The organism is Bacillus sp. UNC437CL72CviS29, assembly GCF_000482345.1.
Lineage (GTDB): Bacteria > Bacillota > Bacilli > Bacillales > Bacillaceae_G > Bacillus_A > Bacillus_A arachidis.
Genome location: NZ_AXVB01000005.1, coordinates 267,396 through 279,649, shown reverse-complemented (window position 1 = coordinate 279,649; position 12,254 = coordinate 267,396). Strand labels below are relative to the sequence as shown.

Here is a 12,254-nt window from a genome sequence, read left to right as displayed (position 1 = left end):
GGGAAGAGAATATGTCAATCCAGGTCAATGACAAATCAATTCGTACAGAAAGACTTTTAATGAGAAGACCTACTTTAGAAGATATTGATGCATTCCATCAAATTGTGAAAAACGATGAAGTTGGTAGATGGCTTGCAGTATCTAGAGGGATGTTAAGGGAAGAAGCCAAGCAGTATGTTGGAAAAATCATAAAACATTGGACTGAAAATGGTTTTGGTGTGTGGTTCCTATTTCATAAAACAACGGGAGAACTAATGGGGCATTGTGGTTTAAGATATATCGATGAAACAAGAGATGTGGAGATTATGTACCTTCTTGATCCGAAGTTTTGGGGGAACGGGTTTGCTACAGAGGCTACTCATGCATCGATTCAATATGCATTTCATGATTTGAAGGTTCAAAAATTAATCGCAAGAATTAAAAGTACAAATGAGAAATCGAAGAATGTTTTAGAAAAGATTGGATTTACATACACGCACGATGTAGATTATGATGGACGTCAATTATTATATTATGAATTTAAGAATGTATTTCAATAAAAATTGATTAGTATGTAGGACAAACATAAAAACAGGAACAGCTTTTTGAAGCTGCTCCTGTTTTTAATATAAAGGGTTTTGTTGTGGACAATTTGGAAAAGGATGTATATCTTGAATTTGTCTAAAATCATAATGTTTCATTGCAAATTGCGCTTGATATAAGTATTCATACAAATAAATATGTCCATCGTGTACACCACATAAGACTCCAGATGTTCCTTGACCGTTTACTAAAGAAACTCCGACAGGCTTACCGATTAAATATTGAACTTTTTGTTGCCAATGCATGTGTAAATTCCTCCTTTTACGATAATATACGAACTTAGGAAAGGAATGGTTGCTTATCCGTTTGCGTTTACTTAATGCAGGAGGATTTTCTTATACCGTCTAGAATAAGTCGATGTGAATGACATATGGTAATGAAAATTAAAGAACAAGGAGAGGCTCATGAGTAAAGAATCTATTTTGAAGGAAAAGTTAAGTTTAATAGAATGGTGCAAGGGATTAAAGAGTTTACCTGATGATATATGGTTTAAAGCATTTCGAAATGGTTCCTGGGGAATTGCAGATGTTATTTCGCATTTTATAATTTGGGACGAGTTTTTAATTCAACATAGGGTATCTTATTTCATACATTTAGAAAGCCTACCGAATGTTTCAAATGATGTTGAGAAAATGAATAATAGTGCTATTCAATATGCAAGATCTGGTATTTCAAAAGATGGGATAATTAATCAATTCACTCTTACAAGAGAGCGTTTAGTCAGTCTTATAAAAGAGATTCCTGGTCAAAATTTTAATAATGATTATCAATTCGGAAAAGAAAGTATGAAGTTAAATGATTATTTTTTGATTCTTGTTCAACATGATTTGAAGCATAAAAAAGAAATCATTGATTTTTTAAAAAGTAACCAGATTCAATTATAAAAGTATAGCGACTTAAAAAACACCATCAATTCAGTTGATGGTGTTTTTAAGTCGTTATCTTAAGTGATTCATTTAACCAAGTTTTCTTCGTTTTTTAAACCATATTTTTAAAGTGAAATATAAAACAATTAATATGACTCCACCAATAGCGAACGATGTCACATATGGTCCAGCTACTTCGTTAATATTACCCCAATTTTCTCCTAGCTTTTCGCCTAAATAGATAAAGATGATAGACCATGGGATAATTGCAAGAGCTGTAAGTGTAATAAAGCGTATAGGTGACATTTTAGTAATTCCGGCAGGGATCGAAATGGCATGGCGAACGACTGGAATGAATCGTGCTGTGAAAATAACACCGGTTCCATAGCGGTTAAACCATGCTTCTGCGGCATCAATTTGTTTTTTATGGATGAAAATGTATTTACCATAGCGCTCTAGTACAGGTCTTCCCCCGTAACGCCCGATCCAATAAATAAAGATTTGGGCGATAACACCACCAATCGTACCAAATACAACGGCTCCTACAAATGAGATGTTTCCTGAGAATACTAAATAACCTGCATAGGCGAGAACGATTTCGCTTGGGATAATCTCAATCATAAGTCCAAGCATAACGCCCCAATAACCAAGGCCTTCTAAAAATGATAATACGGAATGAATAAAACTACCTAACATGTTGCACCTTCTAGTCCATAAATTTTTAAAAATTGTAAGAGGTGAAATGCCACTTACTGTTTAGGGAAATAATATATAATTGATTTCTCATATATAAATTATACATCAAACGTTTACCGTATAGCTATTTTAAGGTTTTTACGTATTTGTGAAAGATAGTGTTGTACGATCTTGTTTCTAATCTTTATAGTAAGGTATACAAATTGGAATTTCATGAAGAGACAATAAAAAGTATATTAAAAATTTCTCATACTTAAAGGAGAATGAAGTTTTTAATAAACAGAAAATTCGATATAATATAATAGGAATTTTATTATTTGAGGAGGGGGAAACTGTGCAGATTACAGATTCAATTTATGGAAGGGTTTCGATTCAAGATAGAGATATCATTGAATTAATAAAGACAAAAGCATTTCAAAGATTGGCTCATATTAAACAGCAAGGACATACATATTATTTACATCCGAATGCAACACATACAAGGATAGAACATTCTATAGGGGTATATGTACTTGTAAATAAAGTTATAACGCATCTTACTACAATCAGTGACATTGATTTGACAGAATATGAGCAGAAAGTTGTTTCTATAGTAGCTCTTCTTCATGATATTGGGCATGGTCCATATTCACATTGCTTCCAACGAATATCTGGTCAAGATCATGGTGATTGGACGATACAGATTATTCAAGAAGATAGAGATGTACGTACTATCTTAGAACGGACACCTAATTTATTAGAAGATGTAATCCAAGCCTTGTCAGAAGAAAATAGTTTTCCAATTATCGATGAACTCTTGTTTTGTTCATTGGGTATGGATCAGCTTGATTTTTGGAATCGTGATTTATATTATTCATCACTACAAGTAGAAAGAATTCCAATTGAGAAACTCATTTCTACTATGCGTATGGTGAATCAAAAGCTTGTCATTGAAGAATCTGGAGTACCGTATATAGAGCATCTAGTAAAGGTGAAAAGCGCTCTTTATCATAATGGATTTGGTCATCCATTTGTAGTGGGAAAAGATTTATTATTTCAACTTATTTTTCAGAAGATAAAAGAAGATAACATTTCATTTTATAGCCCACTATTACAAAACTTTTTTCAAAAAAGAGAAAAAGAATTAGAAGTAAAAGATTTTGTCCATTTAGTTGATGAGGTTATTTTAAATGAAATGAAGTATTTTGCAGTATCGGAACATGAGCAATTAGCAGAGTTAGCTCAATTATATCTTTCAAAATCACGAAGTTTAGATTGGGAATCGGGATTAGAAGGTGACTTTGCATGTTATAAAAAAGAAGTTCGATATATATCGGAAGTTATGAAGGAAAAGAAAGGGTATAGTTCATACATAGGTGGTATTTATATAAATAAAAATTCGCATTTCATGGATATTTTAGAGCTATCCAAATACATTCAAGAAATGGTCGCTTTGCCAAAAAGAGAGTATATGTACTATTTATAATAAGAAAGAAAAAAAGAGAAGCGAATTTCGCTCCTCTTTTTTATGGTTTCACATCTAAATTTTGTAGAAATAATGTTGCCGATACATAGCGTTTTGCCAACATTTGTACATATGCGGTATGTACAGAGAGCGTTGCGATAATAATCGCATTACGAATGGCTTCCCGTTGTTCATTGTTGATTTGGTCAAATTTACTTGCGATTTTATCCGCTTTTTCTTTTACAATATTTTCAATTGTACGAACGGTATCAGTCGCGTTTAATTGTAAACAACCACCTTGATTCAACTCTTCAAATAAAGAGGAGTAAGCAACGTATAGATGAACAGGATTAATTAAATCATCACTTCGATCGGCTGGATCATTTACAATAAGTCTTAATAACTTACGTATAGATTCAAAGTCTAGTGCAGTTTTCAAATCTTCTACAATAAATAATAATGCTGCTTGTTCAATTGAATATTTTTTTCCTTTTTGTGGTGAACCGATCATTTCTTTTATATCTCGTTTTACCCAGTTTTGCATAGCTGTTACCGAAAAACTGGTGTTTTCAATTTGATTACCAAGCGCAACAATCTCATTTAATGAAAAACCAATATCTGTATCTTCAATTTTAATTAGTTTTTCAAAAATAGGTGAAAGAGCGGTTGTAATAAAAGCTGTAACACTTTGACCACACTCAATATCTTTTTTATGTGACTTTGCCCAAGCTTCTTGCAAAATAACGAGAGGCCTTTTTGTATTCCATCCTCTAAGAGAAAGAAGGAGCGTCGCCATTTCGTTTCGTGTGAGATGAAATGTTTCCATCTTTTCACCTCCAAAATTATAAAAGTTCTTATGAACTTATATTATGTTTAGTTGCTTGTAAAGTCAATTCTGTTTTTCTTTATTTTTCCTGTTAACTTAAGTTTTTTTAAATTATTAATAAAGTTAAGTAAATAACGCTTGCTTATTTCAATAAAAGTTCATATAATAGGTTCATAAGAACTTTTTATTTAACTTTAAAATAAATCTATCATTCTTATTTTAGAGAAAGATAGATTTCACATATATCTATAGTAAAAGGAGACTGGATATACTATGTTGAAAAAACTCGTTACAGTAATGACTGCATTTATGGTTGTTTTTGGAGCTAGCAGTTTTGTTTTCGTAGATCATGCAGCAGCGAAGAGTTACAAATCAGGTAAAAAATCATTTACACCAAGTTCAGGACAGAATTCGAAAGTGGATTTAAATAAAAAAGATTCTAATGTGAATGCACAGAAAACAAACCCTGATTCAAAAACAAAAGCATCAAACACAGCACCAAAGAGTAATAAAGGAAGCTTTATGAAAGGTTTATTACTAGGTGGTCTTGGTGGTTTATTAATGGGAAGCTTATTTGCAAACATGGGAGCACTTGGTTCTGTGTTAGCGTTCATGGTAAATATGTTAGTAATGGCTGGTATCGTCATGTTAGCGATTCGAGCATTTAAATATTTCAAAAATCAACGTAAGAAACAGGCGGAAGAAGCAGTATGGAAACGATAAAAATCTCTGAACAAGAGCTTATAAATGCACTATGTGTATATATTGCAGAAAAGCGTCAAGTTGGTCCAGAAGCAGTTTTAGTTGAATTGATGTATGATGATGACTATGGTTTTTCTGCTGAAGTAGAAGTAAATGGTCGCCAGCAAATTTTAATTCAAGCAAACTTAATTGAAGCACTTCGCTTATGGCTTGATAGGGAATATAATATCAATCCATTTGCAGCAAGATTACAACTTGAATTAGATGATAATGAAGGTATTTTCGCATTAGCGAATTTAAATAACTCGGATGAGTAATAAAGAGGGCTGTTGAGAGTAATCTCGCCAGCTCTTTTTTAGTATGTATATTTTAAAATGAAATAAACCTGGAACTTGAAAGCGGAGAGAATCGAATTCATTTCTTATGCTTATGAACTTTTAGGTATGGTGCAATTATAGATGGGGAAAAGCTTTATTTGGTATTATACTGTTTTTATCTAAAGATCCAATGGGAAAGGCTACAAATAATTAGTTAGAGCATCTATAAGGAAAGAAAAGAAAGCAAAGGTGAATGCCTTTGCTTTTTTGATGGAATCTTGGTGATTGAAGGATAGGAAGTATGGCTTAACTTAACTTTCTTGCAATTTTACTTTTAACAAAATCTGCTTAAAAAATGTTGAAGGATTATGAAAGTCAGAAAAAAGCAGGATGTGAAGGCATTGAATCTTGGGAAGAAAAATGTAAAGAACTAGAAAGAAATAGTGCTAAGGAAAAAGTTACGATTGATCAAAGTGTAAAGTTTTGATTCTGAAAATCCCTTTTGTTTTAAAATATATTATTATAAAAGTGATTGGAAGAAAGAATGAAGCACATTGTTAAAATGATCAGTTTCTTCTAGAAATGGACAATGACAGCTGTTTTCGAAAATAACAAGCTTAGAATTATGGATATGTTCATGCAGATGTTCGCCCGCAGCTACTGGAATTAATTTTTCTTCTCTACCAAAGCAAAGTAAAGTTGGTTTGGTAATTGACTTTAATTCTTCACGGTAATCAACAACAGATTGATCAAACAAAATAGCACTCGCAATAGAAGCTGGAACTTTTGTTACTTCTTCAAGCATCCAAGTTGCATCTTTTGTAGAAAGGGGATTTTTAAACATGAGAGGGATAAACCCCTTTAGAAACTCCGCTTGATTTGTTTGAACTTCTCTCATGAAGTGAATGAGTGTTGCGAAATCAAAGGCACCAATAGGGAAATCAGGCCATTTAAAATCAGACGCTAATTCATCTATAATAACAGAACCTTTAATATTTTGTTCTCCAAATTGCTTTATATATTCCCATACAACAAATGCTCCCATCGACCAACCTACTAAGATGACATCTTTTAATGATAAGCTTTCTATAAAAGCGTGTACATCATGGGCATAGTTTGCAATCGTATGTCCAGTTTCAATATGAGGAGAGCGCCCATGACTTCGTAGATCAATCGAGATCGCACGATATTTTTCACTGAAATAAGGAATTTGTTTATGAAAAAAACGGCTGCTCATCCAAACACCGTGGAGAAAAAGAATAGGTGTACCTTTTCCTTGTTCTTCGTAATATAATTCCACACCATTTTCAAGCTTTATAATAGGCATAATAATAAACCTCCTTTTCATGATTTTATTCGTTTTTCCAAATTTTTTTCCTTTTAATATAGGAGAAGAGGGATGTTTTTTGTGAATATGATAAAAACTTGATTTTATTTATAAAAAATGTGTTTAAAATATTGTCATATTTGCTTCTTTAAGATATCCTTTTCATGAAGAGGTGGAAATCATGGAAAAAGTACTAGTTTTCGGGCATAAAAACCCAGACACAGATGCAATTTGTTCTGCAATTGCTTATGCAGAGCTAAAAAAAGAATTAGGAATGAATGCTGAGCCTGTACGTTTAGGTGAAATCAGCGGTGAAACTCAATTTGCGTTAGATCATTTTAAAGTAGAAGGACCGCGTTTTGTTGAGACAGTAGCAAACGAAGTGGACAACGTTATTTTAGTTGACCATAATGAACGTCAACAAAGTGCTAACGATATCGAATCTGTTCGTGTGTTAGAAGTTATCGATCATCACCGTATTGCAAACTTTGAGACAAGCGATCCTTTATACTATCGTTGTGAGCCAGTTGGTTGTACAGCTACAATCTTAAACAAAATGTACAAAGAAAATGGCGTTGCAATTCGTAAAGAGGTTGCAGGTTTAATGTTATCTGCAATTATCTCAGATTCTTTACTATTCAAATCTCCAACTTGCACAGAACAGGACGTAGCGGCAGCTCGTGAATTAGCAGAAATCGCTGGTGTTGACGCAGAAAGCTATGGCTTAGAAATGTTAAAGGCTGGTGCAGATTTAAGCGGTAAAACAATGGAGCAATTAATCTCACTTGACGCAAAAGAATTCCAAATGGGCGATGCAAAAGTTGAAATTGCACAAGTAAACGCTGTTGATACAAACGACGTTCTTGTACACCAAGCGGAATTAGAAAAGGTAATTTCTGCAGTAGTAGAAGAAAAAGGGTTAGACCTATTCTTATTCGTTGTAACTGATATCTTAACGAACGATTCAGTTGGTCTTGCAATCGGTAAAGCAGTGAATGTTGTTGAGAAAGCATACAACGTAACGTTAGAAAACAATACAGCAACTTTAAAAGGTGTTGTGTCTCGTAAAAAACAAATCGTTCCTGTATTAACAGAAACGTTCCAAGCTCTATAAGAGTACTTCGGATGTAAAAGAACAAGCAGATATACAGTCTGCTTGTTCTTTTTTGTTTTTAGGAAGGATAAAATTTCGGATATCAAGGTCTATTCTTTTCCTATTTCATTTAGAAAAAATAAACCTTGGTCAGGAAGAAAAGAAAAACCTACTATTTTTATCCGTGAATGAAAAATGCTATGATTTTATTATGAAGTAGATTTTATGGGATTGAAAGAGAAGAGGGGAAAGAACGTAATAATGACAAGACTATGCATAATTCCATGTGGGAAAAAGAAGATTTGGGATAAGTACCCTGATAAGGGACCAACAGAAGCGAAGGGTGTATACATTAGTCCATTCGGAAAAGCATGCCAAGCATATGCTTCTCAATTTTTTACACACTGGGTTATTTTATCAGCTAAACATGGATTTTTATTGCCAACTGATATAATAGAAAAAAACTATGATCTTGCTTTTGATTCAAAAAGCGATGAAATTATTTGTATAGAACAATTAAAAAAACAGATGATTGATAAAGAGCTGCTAAATTTTGATGAAATTGTCCTGCTTGCAGGAAAGAAACATAAAAAAGTAGTAACAAAATTATATCCAGAAGAGATTATTTCTTACCCGCTAGAGGGATGTAAAGGGATTGGATATATGTTGCAGAGGTTGAAATGTGCGGTTGAAAATCATAACGAGATTTAGTAAAAGTTAAAGAAATCGATTGATACTGTATAAAAAAGTGTTGTGTATCGTTAGAAATACAGGCTTATAAGCTGAGAAGTTGGATGGGGAGATGTTAAAATGTCCTACAAGAATGAAATTGATAAGTTGCTATGTATGCTCGATCGGTTAGAAAATCAAGAGGTAGAAATTTTAGATATTACAGAAGAAATGTTGCCTGTTTATCTATTTTCTAGAGCTGATTTTGAAGAAGGACAATTAGGTTATCGTGTAGGAGGGTTAGAAAATGAATCTCTTATTGGAAACGAAAAAGGGGATTGGAAAGAAAGCTGGTTTGTTATTGGATATGAGGAATTAATGGGAGATCCATTTTTTGTTGATGTAAAAGATATTGATTTTCCAGTGTATACAGCTGAACATGGCATGGGTGAGTGGGAGCCACTTTTACATAGTGATTCACTAAAAGAATTTTTATCTGTATTAACATATCGAGATGAAGATTAATCATTCATAGAAAAAGGGATGTAGAAATCCCCTTTATCATATTTAGCGAGAAGACCCCTACCTCAAGCGTGTAACGGTAGGTGGGGGTAGTTCAATTGTAATTGATTACTTCCTCCATAAGGCTTCTTATTTCTTTAACTGGTGGTTTTTTATTATACACATCAACATATGAAAAATAATAATTTAAATTTCTAACAAGACCTTTTCCTATTTTTGAACTAAGGAAAGGAAATACTTGTCCAGTGTAGTCTTCGAGAGATTTACAATAGTATTTTTCATCCAAATAAATACTGTATTTACATGTTAGCTCTACTAGTGGGATGCCTTCAGAATCATACACATCTTTAGATTCAAAAATGTCTATTAGTGCAAATCTATCATTAAGATAAACTTTTCTCTTCTTTTCAGGCTTATTAGAAAGAATAAAAGCGATACCTACTGCGTTAATCAATATTTTTCCTCCTATAAATATAAATAAGGATATTAATAAAATATCTCTATACATGTTAAATGTAAAGAGGTAAGGTGGTTGGTAATAATTATGTAAAGGAATTTACGAGTTGATAGGGAGAAAAAGTTTAATAGATATCGATTCAAAAATGAATCGGTATCTTCTGTTATTGAAAAACTTGAGGGAATTGTTTTACGATCGCTGCTGTAATAGCGTCAGCCATTTCTAAAGCTCCTTTCTCTATTTTGTCATACAATTTAAAACTGGATTGATAATCTTTATTTAAAATAGATACAGCCTCTGATTTTGTTAGTGCTAGATGTTCATAAAACATTTGAGCAATTAGATGAAATAAGAGCATGTTTTGATTAATCTTTTTTTAAACATGCTCTTTCTATTTGTCTTTTATCAGCGTCATTCTCATTAATTTGATCAAACTTTATTTTAAAGCTACACCTGTGATTCCGATCGAGGTGCTTCTGCTTTTCTAAAGAAGTTAGGCGGGAGATTAACTGTCCGTAAAAGCTCGATTGGTGAGGGCTAATAATCAGTTTCACTTTATAAAGAGATGTGGGAATTTATATGGATCTTAAAGGGGATTTTTTAAGTCAATTGTAGGAAAGTAAATTGAAGATGTTAATAAGGGGGATATAAAAGAAATGAAGCCCTGCAAGGGAAGTTACAGGGCTTCGTAAGGGTATATTGCCGAGAATGTCGGGCTCGACAAAGTAAGCATAACATGAATTTCTTGGAAATAGTGCTGGTAAATGCGTCCAAATGAAGAGAGGCCTAGTGCGGAGGCTATAAGAAATCTTTCAAACAAAGTCAAAGAGACCTACTTCCCGCGGGCAGGTCTCTTTGGCTAGATAATGTTGATGAGTAATAACCCATCTGGAGTATCTTTATAGTAACAAACAGAATGGGGTTTGTGTATTGAGAAAAAATTTTAGCTGTCATCAATAGTTACTTTATACGTGTCACAATTTCATGCTTTTGTTACATTTATAGGGTCATGGGGGAATAAAAAAGGCCTGCAAATAAAAGGCAGGTCGTAAGAAGGGACTTTAATCCAATAGATTTATTAAATATTAACAATTAGGATGAATGAAGTCCATGGGTCGCGCATTGAGAAATGTTGTATGAATGCTATTCATGTTTTTTCTCATTAAAAAAGATGTTAAAAAGCTTTTTGTAGGAAAATAAAGGTCGATATTTATAAATATATTCATATTTCCAGGCATCATTATTAGAGACTTTGAGTTGTTTATCCGAAGAGCGAAAGGCAATTAGATTATTGTTGCGTTTCATAAATAAACCTCCTTTAATTTGATGCGGTTATATTATGGAAATGAATGTGTGATTTGTGTGAGAAATAGTTCAAATGAGAATCTTTTCTTTTCATTATCTTATTGAAATTTCCTTTTCATAAGGTTTTGGTCTGTTTTTGAAGTACTGTAATCCATAGAAAGCAACTAGTATTCCGATACTCATTAAAATCCAGATGGAAGAGAAAGAGAGAATGATAAAGAAACAGACAATTAAACTTAAAGAGAGAATTTTGTTAAATAAACCTGGTAATAATTTATATGCTGCAAAGATTCCGCATATGGTATTACAGATAAAGAAAGCATTTGCAATGGCTACGATTTGTTCAACTGTAATGAGATGGTTATATAGGCAGATAAATACGGCAGTATGTATACTTACTAATAACAGTAAAGAAAAGATTGGTACATTCGATTTCGTACGATAGGAAAGTTTAGATAATTTCTTTATATATTTCGCCTCAGAAGCGATAAGACGTGAGACACCGCCAACAACCAATAAATATGTACTCATGCAAAGAACAGTAGTAATAAAGGCAATAAGAGGAATAGCAAACTCACCAAATAAAGTAGCTAATATGACTGTTATTCGTAAATTTTCTTGATTTGAACTTGGAATTTCAATCCATTGTGTAGCGCCTGCTACGACAAGACAAACAACCGTTACAGTAAATGTGCTTATCGCAATTGCTTGCGGAATCGTTTTCTTTCGATTTTTGACCTCCATACTGTAATTCCCAATAATCTCCCAACCTACTAAAGCCCAAAAGAGCAGTAAAATACTATATCCAAAATTACCAAAAGAAAAAGATGTTTGAAATAGATGTTCTGATCGAAGATGAGGAATAGAACTGATTCCTCCACTTAATAAAAGAACGGTTGCAGCTGTTGAAAATACAAATGATATTTTTCCAATAGATGATATATCTAATAATAAAATGAATATACAAACGCTCATTAAAAGAAAACCAATTCCCTCTAACGGAAATTTAAAGTTTGAAAATAAAGCTGCTATATATTGACTAGCTGTCATCAGAACAGCTGTTGGTCCTAGACAACCTGCTATGATAAAGAGAATAGAAGTTAATTGTTTTATAGAAGGTCCAAAAGCTTGATCGACTGCATGTGCAATTCCAGATTCACTGGGGAAGCGAATGCTTAACTTACCAAACAATGAAGCAAAAAGAAATCCAACTCCCATAATAAATAGCCAAGCAATAATGGCATAATCTCCAGTTGTTTTGTAAATAAGTGGGGGAAGTAAAATGATTCCCGATCCTAAAATGGGACCAATAATTAAGCCGCTGAGAAGTAATGGCCCTAATTTTTTCTTTCTCATATGTACATACATCTCCTTTTGAAAAATTAAAAAAATTTGTTTCTTTTATTGTAAATCGGGTTTATTTATCAGTAAAATAGATATATATGAAG

At 32.9% G+C, this 12,254-nt stretch carries 15 protein-coding genes and 1 pseudogene; 8 read left to right on the top strand and 8 right to left on the bottom strand.

Features of this window, described 5'->3' with window-relative positions:
- Positions 1-11 precede the first annotated feature (11 nt).
- A complete protein-coding gene (locus tag M014_RS0106685; RefSeq protein ID WP_026591026.1) occupies positions 12-539 on the top strand; it encodes a GNAT family N-acetyltransferase in 528 nt (175 codons plus the stop codon).
- A gap of 63 nt (positions 540-602) precedes the next feature.
- On the opposite strand, the gene M014_RS0106680 is transcribed toward M014_RS0106685, so the two are convergent.
- Positions 603-827, bottom strand: coding sequence for a hypothetical protein (locus tag M014_RS0106680; protein WP_026591025.1), 225 nt, complete (start codon positions 825-827; stop codon positions 603-605).
- Between the two features lie 159 nt (positions 828-986).
- Between M014_RS0106680 and M014_RS0106675 the strand changes: the two genes are divergently transcribed.
- Positions 987-1,466, top strand: coding sequence for a DinB family protein (locus M014_RS0106675; protein ID WP_026591024.1), 480 nt, complete (start codon positions 987-989; stop codon positions 1,464-1,466).
- Between the two features lie 72 nt (positions 1,467-1,538).
- Here M014_RS0106675 and M014_RS0106670 read toward each other — a convergent pair whose 3' ends face one another.
- Positions 1,539-2,144, bottom strand: coding sequence for a DedA family protein (locus M014_RS0106670; RefSeq protein WP_026591023.1), 606 nt, complete (start codon positions 2,142-2,144; stop codon positions 1,539-1,541).
- Positions 2,145-2,478: 334 nt separating this feature from the next.
- Between M014_RS0106670 and M014_RS0106665 the strand changes: the two genes are divergently transcribed.
- Positions 2,479-3,609, top strand: coding sequence for an HD domain-containing protein (locus M014_RS0106665; protein WP_026591022.1), 1,131 nt, complete (start codon positions 2,479-2,481; stop codon positions 3,607-3,609).
- Between the two features lie 40 nt (positions 3,610-3,649).
- On the opposite strand, the gene M014_RS0106660 is transcribed toward M014_RS0106665, so the two are convergent.
- Positions 3,650-4,414, bottom strand: coding sequence for a DUF1836 domain-containing protein (locus tag M014_RS0106660; RefSeq protein WP_026591021.1), 765 nt, complete (start codon positions 4,412-4,414; stop codon positions 3,650-3,652).
- A gap of 273 nt (positions 4,415-4,687) precedes the next feature.
- Between M014_RS0106660 and M014_RS0106655 the strand changes: the two genes are divergently transcribed.
- Both M014_RS0106655 and M014_RS0106650 read left to right on the top strand, forming a co-directional pair.
- Positions 4,688-5,137 (top strand): hypothetical protein, encoded by a 450-nt coding sequence (locus tag M014_RS0106655; protein WP_026591020.1) that lies wholly within the window; start codon positions 4,688-4,690, stop codon positions 5,135-5,137.
- Positions 5,125-5,433, top strand: a complete 309-nt coding sequence (locus M014_RS0106650) for a YxcD family protein (RefSeq protein ID WP_026591019.1) — start codon at positions 5,125-5,127, stop codon at positions 5,431-5,433. Before M014_RS0106655 ends, M014_RS0106650 begins: the two co-directional genes overlap by 13 nt.
- A gap of 520 nt (positions 5,434-5,953) precedes the next feature.
- Here M014_RS0106650 and M014_RS0106640 read toward each other — a convergent pair.
- Positions 5,954-6,760 carry an alpha/beta fold hydrolase gene (locus M014_RS0106640; protein ID WP_026591018.1) on the bottom strand — a complete coding sequence of 269 codons (807 nt, stop codon included), beginning with the start codon at positions 6,758-6,760 and terminating at the stop codon, positions 5,954-5,956.
- A gap of 181 nt (positions 6,761-6,941) precedes the next feature.
- On the opposite strand from M014_RS0106640, the gene ppaC reads away from it, so the two are divergent.
- From ppaC to M014_RS0106625, 3 genes are all read left to right on the top strand, one after another.
- Positions 6,942-7,874 (top strand): manganese-dependent inorganic pyrophosphatase, encoded by a 933-nt coding sequence (gene ppaC / locus M014_RS0106635; RefSeq protein WP_026591017.1) that lies wholly within the window; start codon positions 6,942-6,944, stop codon positions 7,872-7,874.
- Between the two features lie 240 nt (positions 7,875-8,114).
- Entirely contained in the window at positions 8,115-8,564 is a 450-nt protein-coding gene (locus M014_RS0106630) for a DUF6884 domain-containing protein (protein WP_026591016.1), read from the top strand.
- Between the two features lie 99 nt (positions 8,565-8,663).
- Entirely contained in the window at positions 8,664-9,047 is a 384-nt protein-coding gene (locus tag M014_RS0106625; RefSeq protein ID WP_026591015.1) for a hypothetical protein, read from the top strand.
- 91 nt (positions 9,048-9,138) lie between these two features.
- Here the strand turns inward: M014_RS0106625 and M014_RS0106620 are convergent, their stop codons facing one another.
- The 4 genes and pseudogenes from M014_RS0106620 to M014_RS0106605 all read right to left on the bottom strand — a co-directional run bounded on the left by M014_RS0106620 (position 9,139) and on the right by M014_RS0106605 (position 12,162).
- On the bottom strand, positions 9,139-9,498 hold the full coding sequence (locus M014_RS0106620) for a hypothetical protein (protein ID WP_026591014.1): 360 nt from the start codon (positions 9,496-9,498) through the stop codon (positions 9,139-9,141).
- A 166-nt stretch (positions 9,499-9,664) separates the two neighbouring features.
- A pseudogene (locus M014_RS0106615) lies at positions 9,665-9,835 on the bottom strand (acetylglutamate kinase); the annotation flags it as partial.
- A gap of 809 nt (positions 9,836-10,644) precedes the next feature.
- Positions 10,645-10,806: a hypothetical protein gene (locus M014_RS29570; protein WP_176527711.1), complete on the bottom strand. Its 162-nt coding sequence runs from the start codon at positions 10,804-10,806 to the stop codon at positions 10,645-10,647.
- A 93-nt stretch (positions 10,807-10,899) separates the two neighbouring features.
- Positions 10,900-12,162: an APC family permease gene (locus M014_RS0106605; protein WP_026591012.1), complete on the bottom strand. Its 1,263-nt coding sequence runs from the start codon at positions 12,160-12,162 to the stop codon at positions 10,900-10,902.
- Between the last annotated feature and the right edge of the window lie 92 nt (positions 12,163-12,254).